This is a genomic window from Vreelandella sp. H-I2, assembly GCF_052959335.1.
Window position 1 is genome coordinate 19795 of record NZ_JBRAMC010000003.1, and the last position, 25625, is coordinate 45419.

The 25625-nt window shown below is 55.3% G+C and carries 21 protein-coding genes; 14 read left to right on the forward strand and 7 right to left on the reverse strand.

The annotated features are described in order from the left end of the window. The first annotated feature begins 12 nt into the window (after positions 1 to 12). The 5 genes from rnc to acpS are packed head-to-tail and all read left to right on the forward strand — an operon-like array spanning position 13 to position 3573. Positions 13 to 705 carry a ribonuclease III gene (gene rnc / locus ACUVOF_RS07910; protein ID WP_113268093.1) on the forward strand — a complete coding sequence of 231 codons (693 nt, stop codon included), beginning with the start codon at positions 13 to 15 and terminating at the stop codon, positions 703 to 705. Beyond that, complete coding sequence (era, locus tag ACUVOF_RS07915) at positions 702 to 1601, forward strand: GTPase Era (protein ID WP_447043829.1); 900 nt, start codon at positions 702 to 704, stop codon at positions 1599 to 1601. Before rnc ends, era begins: the two co-directional genes overlap by 4 nt. 8 nt (positions 1602 to 1609) lie before the next feature. Continuing rightward, the gene (gene recO, locus ACUVOF_RS07920) at positions 1610 to 2305 is read left to right on the forward strand and encodes a DNA repair protein RecO (protein ID WP_447043830.1); all 696 of its coding nucleotides are present in this window, start codon (positions 1610 to 1612) and stop codon (positions 2303 to 2305) included. A 50-nt stretch (positions 2306 to 2355) separates the two neighbouring features. Continuing rightward, positions 2356 to 3192: a pyridoxine 5'-phosphate synthase gene (pdxJ, locus tag ACUVOF_RS07925; protein WP_447043831.1), complete on the forward strand. Its 837-nt coding sequence runs from the start codon at positions 2356 to 2358 to the stop codon at positions 3190 to 3192. A 3-nt stretch (positions 3193 to 3195) separates the two neighbouring features. Continuing rightward, positions 3196 to 3573 (forward strand): holo-ACP synthase, encoded by a 378-nt coding sequence (gene acpS, locus ACUVOF_RS07930; RefSeq protein ID WP_447043832.1) that lies wholly within the window; start codon positions 3196 to 3198, stop codon positions 3571 to 3573. Between the two features lie 55 nt (positions 3574 to 3628). Here acpS and ACUVOF_RS07935 read toward each other — a convergent pair whose 3' ends face one another. After that, entirely contained in the window at positions 3629 to 6373 is a 2745-nt protein-coding gene (locus ACUVOF_RS07935; RefSeq protein ID WP_447043833.1) for an ATP-binding protein, read from the reverse strand. Between the two features lie 91 nt (positions 6374 to 6464). Between ACUVOF_RS07935 and cysM the strand changes: the two genes are divergently transcribed. The 9 genes from cysM (at position 6465) to ACUVOF_RS07980 (ending at position 18610) form a co-directional block, all read left to right on the forward strand. Next, entirely contained in the window at positions 6465 to 7385 is a 921-nt protein-coding gene (gene cysM / locus ACUVOF_RS07940; RefSeq protein ID WP_447043834.1) for a cysteine synthase CysM, read from the forward strand. 2 nt (positions 7386 to 7387) lie between these two features. Further along, the gene (gene rlmD, locus ACUVOF_RS07945) at positions 7388 to 8788 is read left to right on the forward strand and encodes a 23S rRNA (uracil(1939)-C(5))-methyltransferase RlmD (protein ID WP_447043835.1); all 1401 of its coding nucleotides are present in this window, start codon (positions 7388 to 7390) and stop codon (positions 8786 to 8788) included. A gap of 85 nt (positions 8789 to 8873) precedes the next feature. After that, complete coding sequence (relA, locus tag ACUVOF_RS07950) at positions 8874 to 11150, forward strand: GTP diphosphokinase (RefSeq protein WP_447043836.1); 2277 nt, start codon at positions 8874 to 8876, stop codon at positions 11148 to 11150. Then, the gene (gene mazG, locus ACUVOF_RS07955; RefSeq protein ID WP_447044347.1) at positions 11150 to 12004 is read left to right on the forward strand and encodes a nucleoside triphosphate pyrophosphohydrolase; all 855 of its coding nucleotides are present in this window, start codon (positions 11150 to 11152) and stop codon (positions 12002 to 12004) included. The genes relA and mazG overlap by 1 nt, the downstream gene beginning before the upstream one ends. 38 nt (positions 12005 to 12042) lie before the next feature. Continuing rightward, positions 12043 to 14691 carry a phosphoenolpyruvate carboxylase gene (gene ppc / locus ACUVOF_RS07960; protein ID WP_447043837.1) on the forward strand — a complete coding sequence of 883 codons (2649 nt, stop codon included), beginning with the start codon at positions 12043 to 12045 and terminating at the stop codon, positions 14689 to 14691. A 69-nt stretch (positions 14692 to 14760) separates the two neighbouring features. Next, positions 14761 to 15306 (forward strand): DUF924 family protein, encoded by a 546-nt coding sequence (locus tag ACUVOF_RS07965; RefSeq protein WP_447043838.1) that lies wholly within the window; start codon positions 14761 to 14763, stop codon positions 15304 to 15306. 52 nt (positions 15307 to 15358) lie between these two features. Beyond that, the gene (gene rluF, locus ACUVOF_RS07970; protein ID WP_447043839.1) at positions 15359 to 16411 is read left to right on the forward strand and encodes a 23S rRNA pseudouridine(2604) synthase RluF; all 1053 of its coding nucleotides are present in this window, start codon (positions 15359 to 15361) and stop codon (positions 16409 to 16411) included. Between the two features lie 26 nt (positions 16412 to 16437). Beyond that, entirely contained in the window at positions 16438 to 16713 is a 276-nt protein-coding gene (locus ACUVOF_RS07975) for a DUF1294 domain-containing protein (RefSeq protein WP_447043840.1), read from the forward strand. Positions 16714 to 16717: 4 nt separating this feature from the next. Then, positions 16718 to 18610 carry a monovalent cation:proton antiporter-2 (CPA2) family protein gene (locus ACUVOF_RS07980; protein WP_447043841.1) on the forward strand — a complete coding sequence of 631 codons (1893 nt, stop codon included), beginning with the start codon at positions 16718 to 16720 and terminating at the stop codon, positions 18608 to 18610. Here ACUVOF_RS07980 and ACUVOF_RS07985 read toward each other — a convergent pair. From ACUVOF_RS07985 to ACUVOF_RS08010, 6 genes are read right to left on the reverse strand one after another with little or no spacing between them, the layout of a single operon-like run. Beyond that, entirely contained in the window at positions 18607 to 19170 is a 564-nt protein-coding gene (locus ACUVOF_RS07985; protein WP_447043842.1) for a hypothetical protein, read from the reverse strand. The genes ACUVOF_RS07980 and ACUVOF_RS07985 overlap by 4 nt on opposite strands. A 46-nt stretch (positions 19171 to 19216) precedes the next feature. Further along, positions 19217 to 20044 (reverse strand): class I SAM-dependent methyltransferase, encoded by an 828-nt coding sequence (locus ACUVOF_RS07990; protein ID WP_447043843.1) that lies wholly within the window; start codon positions 20042 to 20044, stop codon positions 19217 to 19219. A gap of 6 nt (positions 20045 to 20050) precedes the next feature. Then, the gene (locus ACUVOF_RS07995; protein ID WP_447043844.1) at positions 20051 to 21754 is read right to left on the reverse strand and encodes an AMP-binding protein; all 1704 of its coding nucleotides are present in this window, start codon (positions 21752 to 21754) and stop codon (positions 20051 to 20053) included. Between the two features lie 50 nt (positions 21755 to 21804). Further along, positions 21805 to 22710, reverse strand: a complete 906-nt coding sequence (locus ACUVOF_RS08000) for a hydroxymethylglutaryl-CoA lyase (RefSeq protein WP_447043845.1) — start codon at positions 22708 to 22710, stop codon at positions 21805 to 21807. Between the two features lie 10 nt (positions 22711 to 22720). After that, entirely contained in the window at positions 22721 to 24802 is a 2082-nt protein-coding gene (locus ACUVOF_RS08005) for an acetyl/propionyl/methylcrotonyl-CoA carboxylase subunit alpha (RefSeq protein WP_447043846.1), read from the reverse strand. Further along, positions 24799 to 25623, reverse strand: a complete 825-nt coding sequence (locus ACUVOF_RS08010) for an enoyl-CoA hydratase/isomerase family protein (protein WP_447043847.1) — start codon at positions 25621 to 25623, stop codon at positions 24799 to 24801. The genes ACUVOF_RS08005 and ACUVOF_RS08010 overlap by 4 nt, the downstream gene beginning before the upstream one ends. Positions 25624 to 25625: the final 2 nt, after the last annotated feature.

Consider the following 25625-nt stretch of genomic DNA (forward strand, 5'->3'; position numbering starts at 1 on the left):
CGTAGGAGAGCTGTGAGTAATTCCTTGAACGCTTTTTGCCGACGAATCGGCCATACCTTTGGCGACGCTACGCTATTGGAATTGGCCTTGACCCACCGCAGCTTCGGTGGTCGTAACAATGAGCGCCTGGAATTCCTGGGTGACTCCATTGTCAACTTTGTGATCGCCGAAGCCTTGTTCCAGCGTTTTCCCCAGGCGCGAGAAGGACAGCTCTCTCGCCTGCGCGCGAGGTTGGTGAAAGGCCAAACTTTAGCCGAACTGGCCCGGGAAATGGAATTCGGTGAGTGCTTACGGCTTGGTTCTGGCGAGATGAAAAGCGGTGGGCATCGCCGTGAATCGATCTTAGCGGATGCGGTTGAAGCCATCATCGGTGCTATTTATCTAGATGCTGGTATGGATGTCGTGCGCGACCGGGTATTAGATTGGTACTTCGAGCGGCTGGGGAATATCTCTTTACAAGATACCCAAAAGGATCCAAAAACGCGGTTACAAGAGTTTTTGCAATCGCGTCAAGCCGCATTGCCGCGGTATGAAGTTGTCTGCGTGAAGGGCGAGGCGCATGCGCAGACCTTTACCGTGGAGTGCTACATTGACCTATTGGTTGAGCATACCACTGGTAAGGGGCCTAGCCGACGTCATGCTGAACAGCAAGCGGCAGAAGAAGCGTTGTCGTATCTCGAAAAAAGCCCCGGAGAAAAATCATGAGCCAAACTTGCGGCTTCGTTGCCATTGTCGGCCGTCCCAACGTGGGCAAATCGACCCTCATGAACCGTATTTTGGGGCAAAAGATCTCCATCACCTCACGGCGTCCCCAAACCACGCGCCACCAGGTAATGGGGATTAAAACGGAGGATGAGACCCAGTTCATCTATGTCGATACGCCGGGCATGCACATTATGTCCAAGGATCGTAATAAAGCCATCAACCGCTTTATGAACCAAGCTGCTACTCAGGCACTGCGAGACGTAGATTGCGTGGTGTTCATTATCGATCGAACGCGCTGGACAGACGAAGATCAAGCGGTACTGAAACGCCTGGAACACGTCAAAGCGCCGGTCATTCTGGCGGTTAATAAAGTCGACCGCCTGGGTGAAAAAGGCGATTTACTGCCATGGCTGGCCGAGGTAGGTGCCCGTCGCGATTTTGCCGCCATCGTGCCTATTTCTGCCAAGCACGGTACTCAGGTAGATACGCTTGAAGAGGAGGTGGCCAAACATCTTCCCGAAAGCGTTCATTTCTTCCCTGAAGATCAGATTACTGATAAAAGCTTGCGCTTTATGGCCGCGGAACTAGTGCGTGAAAAGGTGATGCGCCAGTTGGGCGATGAGCTTCCTTACCAGATGACCGTGGAAATTGAAGAGTTCCGCGAGACAGAGCGGGTGACGCATATCAGCGCGCTCATCCTTGTCGAGCGTCAGGGGCAGAAAGTTATTTTGATTGGTGAAAACGGCGATCGACTCAAGAGCATTGGCCGCGAGGCGCGACTGGATATGGAGCGTGCGCTGGGTACCAAAGTAATGCTCAATTTGTGGGTGAAAGTGAAGCGTGGCTGGTCGGATGACGAGCGCGCATTGAAAAGCCTGGGTTACGATCTCGATTGAGTGTAGCAATGTCGCCAGAGCCGGCTTTTTTACTGCACCGTCGGCCGTACCGTGAAACCAGTGCACTGGTGGATTTGTTAACGCTTAATAATGGCAGAGTGCGCGCTGTCGCCCACGGTGGTCAGCGACCCGGTTCAAAATCGCGCCAACGTTTGCAGCCTTTTACCCCACTTTTCGTAACGTGGCAGGGCGGTCGTGAATTAAAGCGGCTCACGCTGATGGAGTCACGCGGACAGACGGCATTGCTGGCGGGTGAAGGTTTGTTATGCGGGCTTTACGCTAACGAAATTGCCACACGGCTATTGCCGCTCGAACTGCCTGCAGCCGATGTGTTCGCTTTTTATACGGCGTTATTGGAAGCCTTACCAGCCCCTGCGGAAAGGGCGTTGGCATTGCGCCGCTATGAGTGGGCGCTGTTAGAGGCGCTTGAAGCCACGCCGCAGTTTACGACGCCAGAGGGTAGCGTTTTGGATCCTCAGCTCCGCTACCGCTTTGACGCCGCCAGTCGGGCATTTATACCGGCCGAGCGCGGGCTCGATGGAAGAACGCTACGCTACATTGAGCAGGGTGACTGGCAGCATGAAGGGCTTGCCAATGCGTTAAAAGCGGTAATGCGCGCCGCACTGGCGCCACATCTGGGTTCCACCGTTTTACGCTCGCGGGAGCTAATGCTCGACTTAGCTCGGCGTCGTCATCGCCAATAAACGGATACTCATATCCCTAAACTTTTTTTCTTTATTGCATTGGAGGCACCATGCACCCCCCTCGGATCCTGTTAGGCGTCAACATCGATCACATTGCGACACTTCGCCAAGCCCGAGGCACCCGCTACCCCGATCCCGTTCAAGCCGCCTTAGTGGCTGAAGAAGCGGGGGCTGACGGCATTACGGTGCATCTGCGTGAAGATCGTCGGCATATCCAGCCCCGTGATGTGCGCATTTTGGCCGAAGTGCTTAATACGCGCATGAACCTGGAAATGGCCGTCACCGAAGAGATGCTGTCTCTGGCCGAGGAGATACGCCCCGCGCATGTCTGTTTAGTGCCCGAAAAGCGCGAGGAACTGACCACTGAGGGCGGTTTGGATGTGGTTGGCGGCTTCGATGCTATTGCCAGCGCTTGCCGACGGCTGAGCGCAGCTGGCTGCGATGTATCTCTGTTTATCGACCCTGACATTGAGCAAATTGATGCTGCCCAGCGTGCCGGAGCACCGACTATTGAGCTGCACACAGGGGGTTACGCAGAAGCCCGGCCAGGCAGCCATGAGGCGAATGCTGAGTATCATCGGCTAACGACAGCGGCCACCCATGCCGTCACGCTGGGTTTGGTGGTCAATGCGGGTCACGGTTTGCATTACCATAACGTGGAAGCGATTGCGGCCCTACCTGGCGTTAATGAGCTTAACATTGGCCATGCCATCATCGCCCGTGCACTGTTTGTTGGTTTGAAAGAGGCCGTACAGGAAATGAAGCGTTTGATCATTGCAGGCCAGGAAGCAGGCTTGATGGCGGCACTGGATGCGCATGACCTTGAACACGATCATGAGCATGCCAATCATTCTGAGCATGTGCATAGTGGCTGCTGCGGACATTAACCGATGATCGTTGGGATTGGCTCTGATATCGCGCGCGTTGAGCGTTTTAAACGGGCCGTGCAACGGCACGGTCCGCGCTTTGCTCAACGCATTTTGGGGCCTGATGAGCATGCGCTTTGGTTGCAGAAATCTCAACCTGCTGCATTTTTGGCTAAACGCTTTGCTGCCAAGGAAGCATTCGTTAAAGCCCTGGGACTAGGCTTACGTCAAGGGATGCAATGGGGTGAAATTCAGGTCATTAATGATGTTCTGGGTAAACCCTATTTTCTGCTTAGTGGTGAAGCCGAGCGACTACTGACGGTGGCAGGCGTCACAACCAGCCATATCACTTTGAGTGATGAGGCGGAGTATGCAATCGCCTTTGTTGTGCTGGAACGTTAACAATCTCGCGATTGAACTTTCTTATTAACTTCTATCCTTTGTTAGCCCTCGTGGATTAGTGCCTGAGTAGAAGGGGGCGTTGCGCACGTAGCCTTGCCATTGCCTGGTATAGATCCTCCAGTAGTTGCTCGACATGTTCCAGGCCAGTGGTACGTAGCCGAGTTTCCAATGTCTCGACCAACAAGGCCAGCTCCGGCGCGCCGCAATAGCGGCTGGCGCCATTTAAGCCGTGCACCCAATCGAGCAGTGTCGGCAAATTTTGTTGCGCAAAAGCAGAGCGCATATGCTGTTCACTTTCATCTAGGCTATCGATGAGACGTTTTAGTTGCTCACGCGCCAGGTATTCTTTGCCCCCTGCCAGGCGCGCACCCATATCAAGATCAACGACAGGTAGTGTGGCGGGGGCCGTGTGGCTAAACCCCGGCTTATGGGCGGCTTTGCTTTTTAGTATAGGTATTGAATGACTGGCGGTTAGCCGGTGGGTAATCCCCAAAAAGCGCTGAAGTAATTGATGTAGCTGTTCTTCATCAATGGGTTTCGTCAGTACGTCATCCAGCCCCTCCGCAAGCCATTTCTGTCGCTCACTAGTAAGCACATGGGCAGTGACCGCAATAATGGGACAGCGGGCCCAGGTACTGCTAAGTCGGCGCAGTGCCTGAGTTGTTTGCACGCCATCCATCCCCGGCATGCGGATATCCATTAATACCATGTCAACATTTTGAGTTCGTGCGAATTCCAGCGCTTGGTGGCCGCTTCCCACCGTGGTCACATGCAATGTCGGGTCTTCAAGCATCGTTTTGAGCAGCTCACGATTTGGCGCATTATCGTCGACTATCAATAGCGTGAGGGACTGCGAAGCATTAGGCTGGGCTAACAACATCTCGACAGCTTTGTTTTTCGCGGCGCCAGGTAATAGAAGCTGCTTCAGCGAGGTGACTAACTGGACGCGGGAAAAGGGTTTGTAGAGAATCTCGCCGCCATGAGGTAAGCGTAGCGACGGCAGATCGAAACTATTGCCGTTGGCTAAAATTAATACCGGGCAAGATGTTTGGTCAATGATAGTTTGCCAGTGGCTGTGGCGTTCGGGGCTAAAATCGCTGAACTCCAATCCTAATATGAGCAGTTGCGCTTGCTCAGGATCATTGAATGCGATCGGCTTCGCTTCCCAGCGTTGTAGCAGATGTTCGAGTACATGTCGGGTAGGCGCATGGGTTTCATATAAGCGAATAGTTGGGTAAGGGAGGCTAATTTCCGTGGGTCGTTCGATAGCTTTATGAGCTAGCATAGGCAGTGTGAAGGAGAAGGTGGTGCCTTTACCCAACTCACTTTCCATCTCAATTTCGCCCCCCATGCGCTCAATAAGTTGGCGGCAGATAGTAAGGCCGAGGCCACTGCCGCCAAAATGGCGTGAATGGCTGGGTTCTGCTTGGGAAAAGGCACTGAATAACGCCTTTTGGTGATCGTCGCTAAGGCCAATCCCCGTGTCGCTAACGCTGAGATTAAGCACCACATGCTGGCCTTCCTGGTTATCCAGCATGACACGCACTATCACTTCACCTTCATGAGTGAATTTGAGCGCATTACTAATCAAATTATTTAACACTTGATGAATACGCAGCGGGTCACCGCATAGCGGCGTGGGAACATCATCATAGACCATCGCCACTAGGTGTAATTGTTTGCGCTGAGCTTCTGGAGCATGCAGCCCCACCACTTCATCCACCAGCGCCACGATGTCGATATCCGCCTCTTCAAGGGTAAGTCGATTAGCTTCCAATTTGGAAAAGTCGAGTACATCGTTCACTAGCATGAGCAGGTTGTCGCAAGCCCGGTGTACGTGCTGCAGCCACTCCTGTTGACGTTTGTCCAAAGATGAGCGCCCCAGTAATCGGCAAAAGCCGATAATGCCGTTGAGTGGGGTGCGTATCTCGTGACTCATATTAGCTAAAAACTCGGATTTCACCGCATTGGCACGCAGCGCACTACGGTGTGCCAAATCAAGCTTGATATTCTGCTCTTCAATGGTTTCCATTGACTCTTGCAGCTCGCTGGTTGCTTGCTCGATTTGGGTTTGCATATCCCGCTGAGCCTGCTGAAAATGCTCAGCAAGCGTATTAATATGGCTGGTCAGACGATGAAGCTCTGGGGCATTAGAGGGCGCCAGATGTAGCCGATAGTCACCACGGGATAAGCGGTAAAGAGCCTGGTTGGCTTCCTCTATAGGGCGAGTGGTATAGCGGCTAATGGCGAAAGCGATTAAAAACATCAGCAGCCCTAGCAGCATGCCGCCCAAGCTAAGACTTGCAATCAGTTTATAGCGCCCCAGGATTAGCGCCCGCGTATCGACCTCTATGTCCAGCCAGCCAATGTAGCCAGCGCTTGCACTCACTTGATCTGCATTGAATTGATTAACATTGTTGCTGGGAATACCCAGTGGTAAACGCAGTTGCCAAGCGTCTTCCTCCAACCTTAATTGTTTTTCGGCAGGCGCGTGAAGGGATGGTGGCGTGGTTTGGCCAGCTAATAACAGACGATTGCCTTGCTCGTTAAACAGCCCAACCGTACGCACCCCTTTTTGGTTGAGTAGTCGGTGCGTCAACGTTTCCAGGCGCTGTGAATCACCCTCTGCAAGCGCCTCAGTTAAGCTTGGAGCAAGCAACTCGCTTGCAGCTTCCAAGCGCTCTTGCAGTGCGGTCCGAGCTTCCGTATCACTCTGTATAACCAGTAATACTGCCATCGTGGCGTATATCAGAAGCGGGAAACCGAGCAAGGCAAACAGAAGACGGGTGTTCAAGGACATGAAAAGAAGCTCGCTGATTCAATAAGGTTGCCTGTCAAGCTCAAGGCAGCATCGATATAATGCAGCATAATGGTGACGATAAGGAATATTCATGAATGATTTTAAGGGCTATCTCAAGAGCTATCCCACGTTAGAAGAGGTGGTTGGCAACACGCCTTTAGTGCGCCTGAAGCGTATTAGCGCCGGTCGCAACAATACGTTGTTAGCCAAGCTTGAGGGCAATAATCCTGCTGGGTCGGTCAAGGATCGCCCCGCACTTTCCATGATTAGCGAGGCAGAAGCCCGTGGCGATATTACCCCCGGCGATACGCTGATTGAGGCGACCTCAGGTAATACCGGCATTGCGCTAGCGATGGCGGCGGCGATTAAAGGCTACAAGATGGTATTGGTGATGCCTGAAAATGCCTCGGAAGAACGTAAGCAGGCAATGGCAGCCTATGGCGCTAAGTTAATTTCTGCCAGCAAAGCGGGGGGCATGGAAGAAGCGCGCGATATAGCGGATGACATGATCGCCAAAGGCGAAGGTAAACCGCTAAATCAGTTCGCCAACCCGGACAACCCGCTAGCGCACTACCGCACCACCGGTCCTGAAGTATGGCAACAAACCGGGGGTGAGGTGACTCACTTTGTGAGTTCAATGGGCACCACGGGCACTATTATGGGTGTGTCCCGCTATTTAAAAGAGCAGAACCCGGCGATTCAAATTGTCGGTTTGCAGCCTGCCGATGGCGCCAGTATTCCCGGTATTCGACGCTGGCCGCAAGCGTACCTGCCGGCTATTTTTGAAGCGCCGCGGGTGGATGTCACCTTGGATATCGGCCAGCAAGAGGCTGAAGAGCACATGCGGCGTTTGGCCCGTGAAGAAGGTATTTTGGCCGGGGTTTCATCGGGTGGTAGTTTGGCCGGTGCGCTGCGCATTGCTGAGCAAACGGAAAACGCAGTGATCGTATTTATCGTCTGCGACCGCGGTGATCGCTACCTATCGACTGGCCTTTTTGCCCCAGGAGTATAACGATGGCCATGTTGGGAAAACGGCGACCGCCCAGGCCCGCGTCTGGTCATTCGGGGTTAGCACGCACGCCGGGTGGCAAAGCACCGCATACGGCAACTGAAGATGCTTCACCCCTTGTCATTGAACGCTTAGCACATGATGGTCGTGGCGTTGCCCATTCTGCCAACGGTAAAACCGTGTTTGTTGATCAGGCATTGCCCGGTGAACACGTTGACGTGGCAGTTCATCTGACACGTAAACGCTTTGACGAAGCGCATATCAAATCTTTGCTGACGACGTCGGAGCAGCGGGTTACGCCGCCTTGCCCGCATTTCGGCCACTGCGGCGGCTGCGATTTACAACATTTAAGCGTCGATGCCCAGCGTGCCCATAAGCGAGAAGTAGTGCGCGACCTCTTTGCTCGCCAAGGTATCACGCTCAAGGATATCGGCTCGGTTCAAGGCGATGACCAGGGCTATCGCCGCCGTGCGCGTCTGGGAGTCAAAGTCGATAGTCAGGGCAATACGCGCCTCGGTTTTCGCGCCGCGCATAGTCACCGGTTGGTGGATATCGAGCGCTGCCCGGTATTGGTGGATTCCTTACAGCAGTTATTAACGCCATTGCGTGAATTGCTGGAAAGCTTAGATGCTCCGCGCCAAGTGGGGCATATCGAATTAATGGCAACAGCGACCACTCAGGTGGTGTTAGTGCGTCAGTTAAAAGAGCATTCGCAAGATGCCGAGCGCTGGCAAGCCTTTGCCCAACACCAGCAGGTGGCCCTAGGCACTTGGTTGGGGCGTGATACCCCCACATTGCACTGGAATAGCGCAGCGCCTGTGCTGGAAGAGTCGCTAGTGCTCGATGGCCAAACACCACTTAGCTTAAGTTTTGCACCGGGCGATTTTTTACAGGTCAACGCCCAGGTTAATCAGCAAATTGTCGCCCGGGTCATAGAGTGGTTAGCGCCGCAACCAGAGCAAAAGATTCTCGACCTGTTTGCGGGTATTGGTAACTTCAGCCTGCCCATCGCCGCCGCGGGCGCTAAGGTTCACGCAGTGGAAGGAAACCCTGCCATGGTGGCGCGGATTGCTATCAATGCGAAGCACAACGGGCTGATGGTCAGTGGTCAGCAGGCCGACTTGAGCGACTCCGGCAGCGTTAAGCAACTGCTGGATGAACATGGTGATTCCGATGCGCTCGTGCTTGATCCCCCGCGCAGCGGTGGTGAAGCGATTTGTCAGGCGTTGGCACGTCACCTGCTCGCCAAGGTGGTCTATATTTCCTGTGACCCCGCAACGCTTGCCCGGGATGCGGCACATCTTGTGCATGCGGGTTACCGGGTTAAGCAAGTAGCAGTGGCGGATATGTTCCTTCACACTGCGCATATGGAAACACTGGTGCTTTTTGAAGCTAATGTGGATTAAAGCCGGGGCCAGCCGTTGGACTATTGCTTCAAACCACGGTGCAGGCCGTGTGGAGGCCGTCTCCCTGAAAGGATGAGTAATTGTCATGGTGAAAGTGCGTGAAGACCAGCCGCTAACCGCTAGCGGAAAGGTGGACATACAGCAATGGTTAACACGTCTTCAAGAGGATGTGCGTCTACGTGATCCTGAGCGCTTAGCCGATGCCTGCGAGCTTGCCGAGCAGTTAGAGCTTGAGGCCCCACGCCATCATCGCGTATGGCTGACACCTGGCTCTAGCTTCCGTATGGGCCTGGAAATGGCCGATATACTGGGTGATTTGAAACTGGACCAAGCCACTCTGGAAGCCGCCGTGCTCTACCGCGCAGTGCGGGAGGGGTTGCTGAGTCTTGATTCGGTCACAAAACGCTTCGGTGCTGAAGTGGCCAGCCTGATTGATGGCGTGCTGCAAATGGCCGCTATCAGCTACCCGCTGGCGCCTGATCATGGCATGGGCCAACACAACCAGCAGGAAAACCTGCGTAAGATGTTGGTCAATATGGTGGGAGATGTACGCGTCGCGCTGATCAAAATTGCCGAACGTACCTGTGCGCTGCGCCAGGTAAAAGACGCCCCACGGGAGAAGTGTTTACAGGTTGCCAGAGAAGTTGCTGATATTTACGCACCTCTGGCTCACCGCCTTGGCATCGGCCAGCTTAAGTGGGAGCTGGAAGATCTATCGTTTCGTTACTTGCACGAAGATGAGTACAAAGCGATTGCCAAGCTGCTGGCAGAAAAGCGCCTCGACCGAGACCGCTATATTCACGATGTGGTGGAAACCATTAAAGGCTTAATGGAGGCCCAGCACATTCACCGTTACGACGTGGATGGTCGGGCCAAACATATCTACTCGATCTGGCGCAAAATGAAGCGTAAACGGATCGATTTTTCACAGGTTCACGACGTACGCGCGGTGCGCATTCTGGTACCGGAGGTAGCCGACTGCTACACCGTACTAGGTATCATTCACTCGCGCTGGCACCACGTGCCGAACGAGTTTGACGACTATATCGCCAACCCTAAAAAAAATGGCTATCAGTCGTTGCATACCGCCGTCATGGGCCCTGAAAACAAGGTGCTCGAAATTCAAATTCGCACCTTCGCCATGCACGACGAAGCGGAGCTGGGCGTCTGTGCCCACTGGCGATACAAGGGGCACGATACCAACGCTAAAAGCCGTAGCTACGAAGAGAAAATCGCTTGGTTGCGCCAAGTGTTGGAGTGGCAGGACGAAGTGGGCGGTTTTGGTGACCTGCGCGAAGGTCTCTCCAGCGATGTGGCCCCTGACCGTATCTATGTCTTTACCCCCGACGGCCACGTTATTGATTTACCGCGGATTGCGACGCCTATCGATTTCGCCTACCGCGTGCATACCGAAATCGGTCACCGTTGCCGTGGCGCCAAGATTAATGGACGCATCGTACCGCTTACCTACAAGTTGAAAACTGGCCAGCAGGTGGAGATTCTTACTGCCACCAAAGGTGGCCCAAGCCGCGACTGGTTAAACCCCAGCTTAGGGTATGTGCGCACCTCCCGGGCGCGGGCCAAAATCCAGGCGTGGTTCAAGCACCAAGCGAGAGATCAGAATCTTGACGAAGGGCGCGCATTGTTTGAACGCGAGATGCGTCGCCTGGATGTCGAGGGGCTCGACCTGCCCAAGCTAGCCAAGGCCGTTAACTACCTTAATGCTGAGGATATGTACGCCGCGATTGGTGCCGGTGACCTGCGTGTCGGTCAAGTGCTGCATCAGGCCCAGCAGCTGTTTGGTGAAACCGACGACCAGGATCAGCTTAATCGCTTACTTGCCAAGCCTAAGCGGCAATCCAGCAAAGCCACCAAAAGTGACATTACGGTACTTGGCGTCGGCAATCTGAAAACCAGTATGGCGAACTGCTGCCGACCGGTGCCCGGCGAGCCAATCATCGGTTTTATTACCCAGGGCCGCGGTGTCACCGTACACCGCCAGGACTGCAGCAATATTCTGCAATTGCGCCTGGACGAGCCTCAGCGCATTATCGAAGTAGAGTGGGGCGAACGCGCCCAGACCCGCTATCCGGTGACCATAGAAATTCAGGCCTGGGACCGCTCGGGGCTTCTTCGTGATGTGACTGGTCTGCTCGGAAATGAAAAAGTGAATGTACTTGCCGTGAATACCTTAACCGATACCGATGAGGGCATTGCCCGACTGCGCATTACGCTGGAAGTCGATGGGCTGGAATCTCTAGGACGGCTGTTTTCCCGCATTCAGCAATTGCCCAACGTCACCGAAGTCCGCCGCTTGCGCAATGCCGACCCGGAACAGCAAGTACGTAAGGGAGGGGCATGATGCGCCATCGTATGGAGGACCTGTTGACGCTTATGCAAGTACTACGCGACGCTGAGCAGGGCTGTTCGTGGGATTTGCAGCAGAACTGGGATAGCATCGTGCCGCACACGCTAGAGGAGGCCTACGAGGTCGCCGATGCCATTGAGCGGCGCGCCTTTGACGAGTTACCCGGTGAACTGGGCGACCTGCTTTTTCAGGTGGTCTATTACGCCCAATTTGGGGCAGAAGAGCAGCGCTTCGACTTTGACGATATTGTCGATACGCTGACAGCAAAGATGCTGCGCCGCCATCCGCACGTCTTTCCTGAGGGCACCCTGGACTCACGTCGTCCAGCGGGAGTGAGCGCTGAAGAGGTGCAGACGCAGCAAGTGAATAGTCGCTGGGAGTCGTTGAAGGCTGAAGAGCGTGCGGAACGCACGGCCAATACGCCCTCAGTTCTCGACGACGTACCGCGCACACTGCCTGCGCTCAGCCGCGCCGCCAAACTATCCAAGCGTGCCGCACGGGTGGGGTTTGATTGGCCAGATGCCCGCGGCGTAGTGGCAAAAATCCGTGAAGAGCTGGCGGAGGTAGAAGAGGCGCTTGCCGCCGGTGATCAACAGCACGCTCAAGAAGAGGTGGGCGATCTGCTGTTTGCGGTGTCCAACCTTGCGCGCACCCTGAACGCTGACCCGGAACAGTGCCTGCGCACGACGAATGCCAAATTTGAACGCCGCTTTCGCTACGTCGAGAGTGAGCTTAGCGCTGCCCAGCGGCCGTTAACAGAGGCTTCGCTAGACGAGATGGAAGCCCACTGGCAGGCAGCCAAAGCACTAGAAATCCAGCCACAAGAAAAACAACCTACCCATTCCTGATCTAATAATGACGCGACCCCTGCAAGGAGGCCATGCCAATGAGTCACGACCTACACGAATCTCTGCGCGATAACGTGCGTATTCTGGGCGATAGCCTGGGGCGAACCATTGCCGACGATTTGGGCCAAGCATTTGTCGATAAGATTGAAACGATCCGTGCGCATGCCAAGCGCGGTCGCCAGGGTGATTCTCTACAGCAACGTGAATTGATCGAATATCTTCGCCAGTTACCTGAGCATGACCTACTGCCGGTCACGCGGGCGTTTAACCAATTTTTAAACCTCGCCAACATTGCCGAGCAGCACTATCGGGCGCGCTTTCGTCGCGTTGAAGATTATAAACCTGGCTCCCAACCGGTACTGGGCGAACTGCTAAAGCGTGCCCAGCAAGCGGGCAACTCACCGCGTAAGCTGGTCGAAACTCTCGCCAATATGCGCGTTGAGCTGGTGCTGACTGCGCACCCTACGGAAGTTATCCGCCGAACACTGATTCAAAAATATGACGCCATTGACGAGTGCCTAACCGCTATTGAGAGTTCGGACGATTACCCCGAACGTGGCACTCGCGCCCAAGGGCGTTTGGAAGAGCTGATTAGCCAGGCATGGCACACCGATGAGATTCGCCATGAGCGGCCCACCCCAGTCGATGAAGCCAAGTGGGGCTTTGCCGTCATTGAAAATTCACTCTGGCAGGCAGTGCCGGACTTCCATCGGGATTTGGATAACCTGCTGTTGGATACGGCTGGCGAGCGCTTGCCTCTGGATGCAGCGCCGATTCGCTACGCCTCTTGGATGGGCGGCGACCGGGACGGCAACCCCAACGTGACCGCCCGGGTAACACGCGAAGTATTGCTGCTGGGCCGCTGGATGGCCGCCGATCTTTACCTGCGCGACCTGGAGCAGCTGAAAACCGAACTCTCCATGTGGAAAGCCAACAGCGCGCTAAAAGCCGAGGCGGGCGATGTCACCGAGCCGTATCGTGAAGTGCTGAAGCGCCTATTGGCAAAAATGGAAGCGACCCGCGATTGGGCCAAAGCAGAGCTGGAAGGGCGTAACTATGATGGCGGGCCGATTATCGAAACCCGCGATCAGCTCTATTCACCGCTGCTCGCCTGCTACCGTTCACTGTGTGATGTCGGCCTCGATACCATCGCTAACGGCGCGCTGCTCGATACGCTACGCCGGGTAGCCGTATTCGGCGTGACGCTGACCAAACTGGATCTCCGCCAGGAGGCCAGCCGCCACGCACAAGTGATTGAAGAGCTGACCAGCGCCCTTGGCCTGGGCCATTACCAGGAGTGGGATGAAGCCAAACGGCAGGAGTTTCTGCTTGCCGAGTTAGCCTCGCGCCGGCCACTCATTCCGCGTCGCTGGGAATGCTCGGCTGAGTCTCGTGAAGTGTTGGATACCTTTAAGGTGATCGCCCAGGAGCACTCCGAAGCCCTGGGAACCTACATTATTTCCATGGCCGCTGAGCCCTCTGACGTGCTCACCGTGGCACTGCTAATGAAAGAGGTAGGCGGACAGGTCACGCTGCCTATCGCACCGCTGTTCGAAACCCTCAACGACCTGGACCATGCAGGCGAAGTGGTAGATAAACTGCTCTCAATCCCTGGCTATCGTTCGCTTATCGATGATCGCCAAGAGGTCATGATTGGCTACTCCGACTCAGCCAAAGATGCCGGTCAGTTAGCCGCTGCTTGGGCGCAGTACCGCGCTCAAGAATCGCTAGTGAACGTATGTGAGCGTCATAGTGTCGACTTAACCTTATTCCATGGCCGTGGTGGTACCGTTGGCCGGGGTGGCGGTCCGGCCCATGCGGCGATTCTCTCCCAGCCCCCCGGTTCGGTAAACGGTAGCCTGCGGGTGACTGAACAAGGCGAGATGATCCGCTTCAAGTTCGGCCAGCCGGATATTGCGCTGCGCTCCATGGAAATCTACGCCTGTGCGGTCTTGGAGGCCACGTTATTGCCACCTCGCACGCCTGAACCCCACTGGCGTGATGAGATGGACCAGTTGGCCAAGGTCGCGCATGGCGCTTACGTGGGCGTAGTGCGGGAAGATCCTGATTTTGTTCCCTACTTTAGGGCAGTAACGCCGGAAGGTGCTTTAGGCAGGTTGCCGTTAGGCTCGCGCCCCACCAAGCGGCGCCAGGATGGCGGTGTTGAAACCCTGCGGGCGATCCCATGGATCTTTGCCTGGACGCAGATTCGCTTAATGTTGCCAGCGTGGCTGGGCAGCGGTGAAGCGTTCTCAACACGCTTAGAGCAACCCGGTGGGCGCGATGTGCTTCAAGAAATGCGCAATGAGTGGCCTTTCTTCGGCACCTATTTGGACATGCTTGAGATGTTGCTGGCCAAAGCCGATGTGGCGATTGCCGCTTACTACGAGCATCGTCTTGTCGATGAGCCCTCGCTTAAGGCATTGGGTAAAAAACTACGTGAACGCTTTGGGCGCTTGGAAGAGGCCGTACTGGATATCTTGCAGCAGGAAAAGCTGCTGGAGAACACGCCGCTGATTCGCCAGGCAATCGATGTTCGTAACCCCTACATTGATCCGCTGCATGGCCTGCAGGCGGAGCTGCTGCAGCGTAATCGCGACGCCGATGGGGCGATTAGCGCCGACCTTTCCCGGGCCTTGATGGTTACGATGGCGGGGATAGCCGCCGGATTACGCAACACCGGCTAGGTTATTTATTTCCACAACGGTTTATAAATACTTTGTAACACGACTTTTCACCAGGACAGGGAGGCGTCAATGTCTTCAGATGCTCAGGCAATACTGGATTTTTGGTTTGAAACGTTGACGCCCTCTCAGTGGTTTAAAAAAGACATTGAGATGGACCGTACGATCCTGGCGCAATTTGGCACCGTGCATGCCCAGGCTGCCCGGTGCGAGTGCTTCGCTTGGCGACAAACGCCTCATGGGCGACTGGCGGAAATCATTGTGCTGGATCAGTTCTCGCGCAATATCTACCGAGACAATGCCCGCGCCTTTGCCAATGATGCCTTAGCACTGGCGCTAGCCCAGGAGGCGGTGGCTGCGGGGGCAGACGCAGAGCTGACCAGCCAGCAACGGATATTTTTATATATGCCCTTTATGCACAGTGAGTCAGTGGTCATTCATGAGGTAGCGATGCAGCTCTTTGATCAGCCCGGGTTAGAGGAAAATTTCGATTTTGAAGTCCGTCACAAGGCGATTATTGATCGCTTCGGGCGTTACCCGCATCGGAATGCACTGTTGGGGCGGGCCTCCACTGACGAGGAGCTGGCTTTCCTAAAGCAGCCTGGCTCCTCCTTTTAATCGTTAATTACTTCTTATTCGTTTTTACCTCTCTACAGCCACATGGCGTTTTATGTCATTACGAAAATCTACCCGCATTAATAAGTACATCAGTGAAAGTGGCATGTGTTCTCGACGCGAGGCCGATCGCTTTGTTGAGCAGGGCAATGTGTGGATTAACGGGCGCCGTGCCACGACTGGCGACCAAGTGGTAGCGGGGGATCTGGTTAAGGTTAATGGCCAGGAGATCGAGCCACAGGAAGAGGAGGATCTTGTCCTTATTGCGTTGAACAAGCCGGTGGGGATTGTGAGTACCACCGAGTCCAGCGAAAAGGACAATATTGTCGAATTCGTCAAGCACGGCACGCGTATATTTCCCATTGGCCGGCTCGACAAAGACTCCCAAGGGTTAATCTTTTTAACCAATAACGGCGACCTGGTTAACAAGATTCTACGCGCCAATAACAACCATGAAAAAGAGTACCAAGTGACGGTGAACAAGCCGATCACCGACGAGTTTATCGACGGCATGCAGGGTGGTGTGCCGATTCTCGGCAAAGTGACCAAACGCTGCAAAGTGCAAAAAGAGTCCACCTTTGTGTTCACGATTACTCTGGTGCAGGGGCTCAATCGGCAAATACGTCGTATGTGCGAATACTTCGGTTATGAGGTCACCCAGCTTATTCGTACGCGCATTATGAATGTGCCATTAAAGGGCTTAGCACTAGGCGACTGGCGCGATCTTACCCCTAAAGAGATCGACACCATTATCGCGTTGACCGAAAAATCAGAAGCCGTGCCGGAAAAGAAAAGTAAACCGGCAAGGCCCAACTATAGCGGGCGTTCAAACGCAGGAAAGACCAACCAACCCGCCGCAAAAGAGCGCCAGAAACCTGCAAAAGCTGGCGCAAAGGCTGCTGGAACTAAAGCCGCTGGGGCTAAACCACTTCCCAAGGGTAAAAAGGCCGCCAGTGGAAAAGTCAGCGCAAAAAAAAGTGCCGGCCCGAAAGGCAATACGCCAGGTAAGGGCGCTAAAGGAAAAGCGGGTGTTAAGCCCGTGGGTAAAGGGCGTGTTGGGCGCGGTAAGCTAGCGGGTGGAGGTAAGCCTTCCCAGCGGCGCAAGTAGTTCCTCATCTTTTAAGAGTCTTCACAGTGATTTCAATCGCCGCTTTTTACATTGTGGTTAGCATTCTCGCTTACGTTACCTACGCTATTGATAAACAGGCTGCTATCAAACAGCGACGGCGAGTGAGCGAGAAGTCGTTACACCTGCTTGGGTTGTTGGGTGGCTGGCCGGGCGGGCTGTTTGCTCAGCAGCGGCTGAGGCATAAAACCCAGAAAACTACTTTTCAAGCCATTTTCTGGCTGACGGTCGCCGTGAATGTGGCGTGCTTATTGAGCTTAACTCTCTACCCTTACGGCGGGTGAAAAAATGACAGCCTATTTCGTTCAGGCGTTTATCTACCTTCTTGCGGCCGTCATTGCGGTTCCCCTCGCCAAGCGGTTTGGACTTGGATCGGTGCTGGGCTATTTGGTTGCTGGCGTAGTCATTGGCCCGATCCTAGGGCTGGTGGGCCAGGAGACCACCACCATTCAGCATTTTGCAGAATTTGGCGTCGTGATGATGCTGTTTTTGGTGGGCCTGGAGCTAGATCCCAAAGGGCTATGGGCCATGCGTGTACGGCTGCTTGGTCTGGGCGGGCTTCAGGTCGTGTTAACGACGGTTGCTGGTACTGCCATCGCCTTATGGCTGGGGCTAGTATTGCAAACCGCTCTGGCGGTGGGGCTGATTTTTGCGCTCTCATCCACGGCCATTGTGCTGCAAACATTGAATGAAAAAGGGCTTGCCAAAACTGAAGGCGGCCGCAGCGCCTTCTCGGTGCTGCTGTTTCAGGATATAGCCGTTATTCCCATGCTGGCGTTAATTCCGCTGCTAGCTCTTCCCGAGTTAATGGGCCCGGTCAGTGATGAGGGCCATGCCAGTTTAAATTTGGTATCGGATCTGCCCGGCTGGGCTCATGCTTTAGTGGTCGTCGCGGCTATCGCGAGCGTTATAGCCGCGGGCTACTATTTAGTGCCGTTGTTGTTTCGCTATGTGATTGGCTCTGGCCTGCGCGAAATATTTACCGCCACTGCCCTAATGCTGGTGATAGGTATTGCCGCCCTGATGAGTTTAGTCAATTTATCCCCCGCCCTTGGCGCATTCCTGGCGGGGGTGGTGCTCGCCAATAGTGAGTTCAAGCACGAACTGGAAGCCAATATTGAACCCTTCAAGGGGCTGCTGCTGGGGCTGTTCTTTATTACCGTGGGAGCGGGTATCAACTTCGCTGTGCTGGCAGCGGAGTGGGAGACGATACTGCTGTTAGGCACGGCGGTTATCGTCGTAAAAGGATTAATTCTGTTTGGCTTGGCGCTGCTGTTTCGGCTACATGGCAGCAACGGCTGGCTGTTCACTTTAAGCCTTGCCCAAGCGGGTGAATTTGGCTTTGTACTGTTGACTTATAGCGTACAAAACAGCGTGATCCCTTCGGATATATCTCAGATTCTCTCGCTCGTTGTGGCACTCTCGATGTTCTTGACCCCCTTGCTGTTCATCGCCTACGACCGCTTGGTACTGCCGCGTTATCGTAGCGCTAAAAATGATGATCGTGAGGCCGATACGATAGAGGAGCAGGCCCCGGTTATCGTTGCGGGGGTGGGGCGGTTTGGGCAGATTATCTGCCGCTTGCTGCGTGCCAATAATATCCCCATTGTTGCCCTGGATCATGAGATTGAGCAGATCGAGAACCTGCGCAAGATAAGTATCAAAAGCTACTTCGGCGATGCCAGCCGCTCCGATTTGCTCGAAACCGCAGGTATTGAGCAGGCCCGGTTACTTGTGATCGCGTTGGACGACCGTGACCGTGCTGTGCAGATGGTCAGGCACGTAAAACAGTACTATCCCCACGTTTGGGTGCTGGCCCGTGCCTTTGATCGTGGTCATGGCTACCAACTGCGTGAAGCGGGCGCCGATGATACGGTCAGCGAAACCTACCATTCAGCGCTTGAGCTGGGTGGCCACGCGCTCACCGCCATGGGCGTTCACCCCATGCGTGCCAAGCAAATGACCTGGTCGTTTGTGCGGAATGAAGATGCCCACGAAGACGAGTTGTTCGAAGCCTGGAAAGAGATAGAGGGCGGTATTAGCTTTAGTCCGCGCTATGGCGAGCTGTTTATGAAACTGGAAGAGTCGCTGAACAGTGCTATGAAGCAGGATTGGCACGAGCCGCAGCGCGAAGATGTGCCTATCTGGACGCCACCCGATCAGAAAAACGATGCCCTTTAAAACGGCAGGTGCAGCGAGGCGCTGAGTATATTGAGATGCTCAAGGCTTGGGGCATCAATGCGCTCATACTCTAGACGACTGACGAGCCGATTGATCGTCACGGTAGCACCGAAGCCTTGCAGCATCGCGGTGCCACTTTCATCGGCACCTTCCACCTCGCTGTCACCGCGCCATTCAGTAATGCCGGACTTCGCATAGACACTAAAGGCGCCCATGCGAACACCGGCTACAAGGGCGCCCCCCAAACTTAACGTATCCATAACGAGCGGATTAACACTGGATGTGGTGGAGATTTCTTCGCTTTCCCGATAGGCGATTTCAGCGCCAATATCGAGTTGAGGGAGCCGCCAGGGGCTGAAACCTGCGGTTACGCGGAAACCACTGGAATAGTTATCAAGGCTTTGAAGGTCACTACCTTCTAGGATAACGCCGTTATCAAGTTGCATGAGTTCACTATCAGGGGCGGTATAGGCCATCACCGGCGGTTTATCGTCGGCGTAGCTGCTAAACCAGGGAACTGAGCAACAGAGCAGGGTGCTTGCCAAGCGTGCCATTGGCATTTCTCGTACGCCTATCGGTAGGAAGAAAGAACGGTACTTATTGAGACTAGCAACGGACGTCTATCTCTACCACTTTAATTGCGCCCTCGGCCAAATTTTTTAGCAAATTACTCCCCATGGTCAGAAATTGCTCTCCAAATACCCACTGAGGTGAGAGCACCGATTGCCGGGCGGCTGACTGCTCTTTCTGGCGTTGGCGCTGGCGCCACGCCAAGGCTAGTTCGCTCCAATCCTCCACGTGCTCAAGTACAAAGCCACTTGTTTCGAGCAAGCGGATTAGCGTCGTTAGGGGCAGGAGGTGCGAATGTTCAGGAGAAACCGCCCAGGGCACTGGGTAGTGAAGTTGTGACACGTTGGGGCCGCTGACGACTTCGTGCATCACCAACTGCCCGCCAGGGCGCAGCACGCGCAAGCTCTCAGCCAGCACCTTGGTGGGGTCGGGCATGTTGAGTAGGCTGTGCTGAAACAAAACCGCGTCGAAACTATGATCAGCAAACGGTAGCGCGCGTGCATTACCCGTTACCCAGGCAAGCGATGAAACGGCAGATTGATTAGCCCTAGTGCTCAGTGCTTTGTTTAACGCACTAAACCCATGGGTAATATCCAGCCCTGTTATATGAAAGCCCAGCGATGCACCCTGGCGCATTAATCCCCCCAGCCCAGCGCCAATATCCAATACCTTGCCATGGGTGTCAGGGTTGAGCCGATCAAGTAACCGAGCGGAGGCCGCCAAGCCACCGATATGTAGCTGATCCAAGGGGGCTAGTTGATGCAGAGTAGGGCCATCGGGGTAGTGAGCATCAATTTGTGCCAAAACTTCATCAGCGCGCAGGGCGCGCTGATAATGGTCTGACAAAGGGTGGGAGGTAGACATGGCCAGTTATGGTTCTTGATCCAGGCCTAGCTCCTGTATCGAAATCTCGCGCATTTTAAACTTCTGAATTTTGCCGGTAACGGTCATTGGGAACTCGTCAACGAATTTAAAGTAGCGCGGAATTTTGAAGTGGGTGATTTTGCCTTTGCAGTACTCGCGCAACTCTTCGCCAGTGACTTCGCCCGCTGAGCTGTTGAGTTTTACCCAGGCAATCAACTCTTCACCGTACTTTTTATCAGGCACCCCAGTGACCTGTACCTCTGAAATGGCCGGGTGGGCGTACAGGAATTCCTCGATCTCTTTGGGGTAAACGTTCTCTCCGCCGCGAATCACCATGTCTTTAATGCGCCCCACGATCTGAATGTAACCCTCTTCATCCATGGTGGCGAGGTCACCGGTGTGCATCCAGCCCGCTTCGTCAATGGCTTCAGCGGTGGCTTTGTCGTTGTTCCAGTATTTGAGCATCACGCTGTAACCACGGGTACACAGCTCGCCGATTTCACCTCGGGGCAGAATGCCGCCATTGCCGGGATCGACAATCTTATTCTCCAGGTGCGGTTGAGTGCGGCCCACCGTGGAAACGCGTTTCTCGATGCTGTCGTTGGCACCTGTCTGGGTAGACACCGGGCTGGTTTCTGTCATGCCGTAGGCGATCTGTACGCCTTTCATGTTCATCTTGTTGATCACCTGCTTCATGATCTCAGCGGGGCAGATCGAGCCCGCCATGATACCGGTGCGTAGCGATGAGAGATCGGTGCTGGGGAAATCAGGGTGATCTAGCTCAGCGATAAACATGGTTGGCACGCCGTAAAGGGCGGTAGCTTTCTGTTCATGAACGGCTTTCAGCACTTTGCCGGGGTCGAAGCCCTCATCCGGGTAGATCATGGTGGCGCCGTGGGTCACACAACCCAGGTTACCCATCACCATACCGAAGCAGTGGTAAAGCGGTACGGGGATCACCAGGCGATCTTCGTGGGTGAAGCCCATGCTTTCTGCCACAAAAAAACCATTATTGAGGATATTGTGGTGAGAAAGCGTCGCCCCTTTGGGAAAGCCCGTGGTGCCTGAGGTGTACTGAATATTAATGGCGTCATCGAACTGTAGTGTCGCTTGCAGGTCATCAACGTCGGTTTGGCTAACCTTGTTGGCCTCGCTCATCAGGTCTGCCCAGCGCCACATACCGCTGAGCTTTTCGCTACTTAAATTAATGATGCACTCAAGGTCGGGCAGTTTCTGGGATTTCAGCTCGCCTTCGTTGCAGGCTTTTAACTCGGGAGCCAATTCATACAGCATGCCGCTGTAGTCAGAGGTTTTGAAGCTGTTGGCGGTGACCAAAAAGCGAGCGCCGGATTGATTCAGCGCATATTCCAGTTCATGAGTACGGTATGAAGGATTAATGTTGACCAGAATGGCGCCAATTTTAGCGGTCGCAAACTGGGTGAGTGTCCATTCGCTGCAATTGGGCGCCCAAATGGCGACGCGGTCGCCTTTTTGAACACCGATAGCGAGCAAGGCGCGGGCGCAGCGATTGACCTCTTCCTGAAGCTGGCGATAGCTCCAGTGGATGTTCTGGTGCAGCACAATCAGCGCGTCGTTATCGGCATATTGCGTGGCGATCTGGTCAAACTTGTCGCCAATGGTCATGCCCAGCAGTGGCTTGTCCGCCATGCTGCTGGAGTAGCTGGGTAACGTGAGTGCTTGTGACGTCATGTTGAGACTCTCCGATATTTTTCTTGTCCGAACGGATCGGCAGCGGTTGGTTAGCTGCTAGCGCCTTTCGCCAGGGCGACTTTGGAACTGGGTTTGCGGCCTAGCTCGCCGGTGATCCAATAGCCGGTATCAATCACGGCCTGCAGGTCGATGCCCGTTTTAACACCCAACCCTTCAAGCAGGTAGAGTACGTCTTCGGTGGCCACATTGCCGGAGGCGCCTTTGGCATAGGGGCAGCCACCCAGGCCTGCCGTCGCCGCATCAATCACGCTAACGCCTTCTTCCATTACGGCGTACAAATTAGCCAATGCCATGCCGTAAGTGTCGTGGAAGTGGGCGGCCAGAAACTCTAAGGGCACCTGCTGCTGAACGGCTTCAATCATGCGTTTAGCAGCCAGCGGTGTACCCACGCCAATGGTGTCGCCCAGTGACACCTCGTAACAGCCCATCTCATAAAGCGCTTTGGCCACCTCAGCCACTTTGGTGGGGGCAATCTCGCCTTCGTAAGGGCAGCCCAACACACACGAAACGTACCCACGCACGCGCACGCCAGCCTCTCGGGCGCGCTCTAACACAGGTTCAAAGCGCGTAAGTGATTCGGCAATCGAGCAGTTGATATTTTTTTGTGAAAAGGCCTCCGAGGCGGCACCAAACACGGCGACCTCTTCCACGCCCACCGATAGCGCGTTTTCCAGCCCTTTGAGATTGGGTGTCAGTGCTGAATACACCACACCGGGCTGGCGCTGAATACTGCCCATGACCTCAACGGCATCGCCCATTTGTGGCACCCACTTGGGCGAGACAAAGCTGGCGGCTTCAATATGCGTGATCCCCGCCTTGGCAAGCCGTTCGACCAGGGCAATTTTAGTCGCGGTGGGCACCATTGCCCCCGGCTCGTTTTGCAGGCCGTCACGGGGGGCCATTTCAAACAGTTTGACGGATGTCGGCAGTGCCATGGGTGAGCTCCTATTCGCTGGGGGCAAAGTCGAGAAGTACAGCACCTTGGCTGACCGTATCGCCCGCCTGGAAGTGGAAGGCTTCCACGCTACCATCGGCGGGGGCAGTCATGGTGTGCTCCATTTTCATGGCTTCCATCACCATCAGCGGCATGCCTTTTTCAACCGCCTTACCGGGCTCCACCAGCAGTGCCACCACCGTGCCGTTCATCGGCGCCGTGAGTGTCGATTCAGCTTCGTGGTGGCCATGGTCAACCGCATCGATGCGACGCCAGAACAGACGGGTTTCACCGCTTGGGTCGGCCATTACCACGACATGCCCGTCACGGCGCGCCTGGAGGCGGCGACGATGGCCGTTTAAAGTAACGGCGACTGCATCACCAGTGAGCGGCTGCAGGCTTGCGGTAAGGGTGTCATCGCCAATGGTAAGATTCCAAAGCGATTCGCCTGCGCTGCGTTTGCCTTCAACGATGACGACTGCTTCATCGCTATCATCCGCTTGAACATTGGCTGGGTCACACAGCGCAATACGAATGGTGTGCGGCGCGTTGAGCCGGAAGCCGTCGTGGCGATCCCAGGGGGAGTCGCTTTCACACTCCTGGGCGAGCTGATGTAGGCCGATCAGCGCCGCGCTCGCGTAGGCGTCCATACTGTAGGTGCGTGGTGCAAACAGCGTCGCTTCGTTGCGTTCAATGAAGCGTGTGTCCAGCTCCACGTTCTTAAAGCCCGGGTGAGTCGCCAGACGCATCAGGAAGGCACGGTTGGTCACCACGCCTTGCACATCCAGTGCCGCCAGGGCGCGGTTAAGCGTGGCCAGCGCCGCGTCGCGGTCAGGCCCATGCACAATCAGCTTGGCCAGCATGGGGTCGTAGTGCATCGACACCGCATCGCCGCTCTCTACGCCGCTGTCCAGGCGCACTTGATCAGCGCTTAAACCAGCACCCACTAAATCCAGCGCGAACCGGTTCAGCAGGCCGGTGGCGGGCAGAAAGTCCTGCTCCGGGTCTTCGGCGTAAATGCGTGCTTCAAAGCTATGGCCGGTAATTGTCAGCTCGTCTTGGCTGAAAGGGAGCGGCTCGCCCATGGCCACGCGTAGCTGCCACTCGACCAGGTCTTGCCCGGTGATCATTTCGGTCACCGGATGCTCGACCTGGAGACGGGTATTCATCTCCATAAAGTAGAACGAGCCGTCCGCGTCTAATAAGAATTCGACGGTACCTGCGCCCACATAGCCGATCTCCTGGGCGGCACGTACCGCGGCATCGCCCATGGCGCTGCGCAGCTTCGCCGTCATGCCGGGAGCGGGGGCTTCCTCGATCACTTTCTGGTGACGGCGCTGCACGCTGCAGTCACGCTCGAATAGGTAAACGCCGTTGCCGTGGCGGTCGCAGAACACCTGCACTTCCACATGGCGCGGCTGCACCAGGTACTTTTCGATCAGCATGCGGTCATCGCCGAAGGCGGCTTTGGATTCACGGCGGCAGCCCTCTAACGCAGCCTGAAAACCATCGCCAGATTCAACCACGCGCATGCCTTTACCACCGCCGCCGGCGCTGGCTTTAATCATGACCGGATAACCGATTTTATCGGCTTCAGTGCGCAGCAGGGCGTCGTCCTGATTATCCCCGTGATAGCCCGGCACCAGTGGTACGCCCGCGTTGGCCATGCGCGCTTTGGCGGCGGATTTATCGCCCATGGCAGCAATCGCCGAGGCGGGCGGGCCAACAAAGGTAATGCCCGCTTCTTCAAGGGCTTTGACGAAGCTGCCGTTTTCGGAAAGAAAGCCGTAGCCGGGGTGGATAGCACCGGTACCGGTGCGCTTGGCGGCGTCGATGACCGCATCAATGTTGAGATAGCTTTCGCGCGCAGCAGCGGGGCCTAAACGCACGGCCTCGTCGGCTTCACGAACGTGGCGGGCGCTGGCGTCGGCATCGGAGTAGACCGCGACGGTTTTCAGGCCCATCCGGCGGGCAGTGCGCATCACACGGCAGGCGATTTCACCGCGGTTGGCGACTAACAGCGTACCAAAAGGCGTCGTGCGAGCGGCGTTTTCAGCTTTTTCGGCTTTTTCAATAGGGGGTGAATGACTCATGAGCGACGCTCCGAAGCGTGAGGTGTGTGATTAGATTCGACCCAATTCGGGCGGCGCTTTTCAAAAAAGCTGGATAAGCCCTCTTGGCCCTCTGGGCTTACCCGCAGCTTGGCGATCACCTGGCAGGTATGTTCGCGGGTAGCATCAGAATCCGGCGCTTGGGCGACGGTTGCCATCAATGCTTTAGTGGCACGCTGGGCTTGAGGCGAGCCTGCTAATAGCGTTACCAGCATGGCGTCGATCGCGCTATCTAACGCCTCGTGTTCCACCACTTGATGGGCTAGGCCGAGCGCGAGCGCGGTTGGGGCATCCATCACTTCGGCTGTTAGCGCATAGCGGCGCATCTGGCGCTCGCCCAGGGCGCGCTGAACATACGGGCTGATGACGGCAGGCGATAAACCAATTTTGACTTCCGAGAGACAGAATTTGGCTTTATCCGAGGCAATCACCACATCGCAGCAGGCGGCAAGGCCTACAGCGCCACCAAAGGCGGCGCCTTGCACACGACATAGCGTGGGGCAGGGCAACGCATCCAAACCATGCATCAGTGCGGCGAGCTTACGGGAATCGGCGAGGTTATCGTCAAGGTCGTAATCGACCATGCGCTTCATCCAATTTAAATCGGCGCCCGCTGAGAAGCTTTTACCTTCGGAGCCGAGCACTACCACACGCACATCGCCTGCGTCGGCAAGTCGATGGAGTTCATTGAGGTGCGCGTTTAGCTCGGCGATCAGGCTGTCGTCAAAAGCGTTATGCACCTCTGGGCGGTTTAAGGTAAGACGCGCCACGCCGTCTTCGATTTTCAGTGTTGAGTAAGCCATTG

Bases quoted from the DNA above. Each gene is read 5' to 3' on its own strand.
- relA (WP_447043836.1), top strand. From the start codon at position 8,874: ATGGTGAAAGTGCGTGAAGACCAGCCGCTAACCGCTAGCGGAAAGGTG.
- era (WP_447043829.1), top strand. From the start codon at position 702: ATGAGCCAAACTTGCGGCTTCGTTGCCATTGTCGGCCGTCCCAACGTG.
- mazG (WP_447044347.1), top strand. From the start codon at position 11,150: ATGCGCCATCGTATGGAGGACCTGTTGACGCTTATGCAAGTACTACGC.
- ACUVOF_RS07990 (WP_447043843.1), bottom strand. From the start codon at position 20,044: ATGTCTACCTCCCACCCTTTGTCAGACCATTATCAGCGCGCCCTGCGC.
- ppc (WP_447043837.1), top strand. From the start codon at position 12,043: ATGAGTCACGACCTACACGAATCTCTGCGCGATAACGTGCGTATTCTG.
- cysM (WP_447043834.1), top strand. From the start codon at position 6,465: ATGAATGATTTTAAGGGCTATCTCAAGAGCTATCCCACGTTAGAAGAG.
- ACUVOF_RS07995 (WP_447043844.1), bottom strand. From the start codon at position 21,754: ATGACGTCACAAGCACTCACGTTACCCAGCTACTCCAGCAGCATGGCG.
- ACUVOF_RS08005 (WP_447043846.1), bottom strand. From the start codon at position 24,802: ATGAGTCATTCACCCCCTATTGAAAAAGCCGAAAAAGCTGAAAACGCC.
- rluF (WP_447043839.1), top strand. From the start codon at position 15,359: ATGTCATTACGAAAATCTACCCGCATTAATAAGTACATCAGTGAAAGT.
- ACUVOF_RS07935 (WP_447043833.1), bottom strand. From the start codon at position 6,373: ATGTCCTTGAACACCCGTCTTCTGTTTGCCTTGCTCGGTTTCCCGCTT.
- acpS (WP_447043832.1), top strand. From the start codon at position 3,196: ATGATCGTTGGGATTGGCTCTGATATCGCGCGCGTTGAGCGTTTTAAA.
- pdxJ (WP_447043831.1), top strand. From the start codon at position 2,356: ATGCACCCCCCTCGGATCCTGTTAGGCGTCAACATCGATCACATTGCG.
- ACUVOF_RS07985 (WP_447043842.1), bottom strand. From the start codon at position 19,170: ATGCCAATGGCACGCTTGGCAAGCACCCTGCTCTGTTGCTCAGTTCCC.
- ACUVOF_RS08000 (WP_447043845.1), bottom strand. From the start codon at position 22,710: ATGGCACTGCCGACATCCGTCAAACTGTTTGAAATGGCCCCCCGTGAC.
- rlmD (WP_447043835.1), top strand. From the start codon at position 7,388: ATGGCCATGTTGGGAAAACGGCGACCGCCCAGGCCCGCGTCTGGTCAT.
- ACUVOF_RS08010 (WP_447043847.1), bottom strand. From the start codon at position 25,623: ATGGCTTACTCAACACTGAAAATCGAAGACGGCGTGGCGCGTCTTACC.
- ACUVOF_RS07965 (WP_447043838.1), top strand. From the start codon at position 14,761: ATGTCTTCAGATGCTCAGGCAATACTGGATTTTTGGTTTGAAACGTTG.
- recO (WP_447043830.1), top strand. From the start codon at position 1,610: ATGTCGCCAGAGCCGGCTTTTTTACTGCACCGTCGGCCGTACCGTGAA.
- ACUVOF_RS07980 (WP_447043841.1), top strand. From the start codon at position 16,718: ATGACAGCCTATTTCGTTCAGGCGTTTATCTACCTTCTTGCGGCCGTC.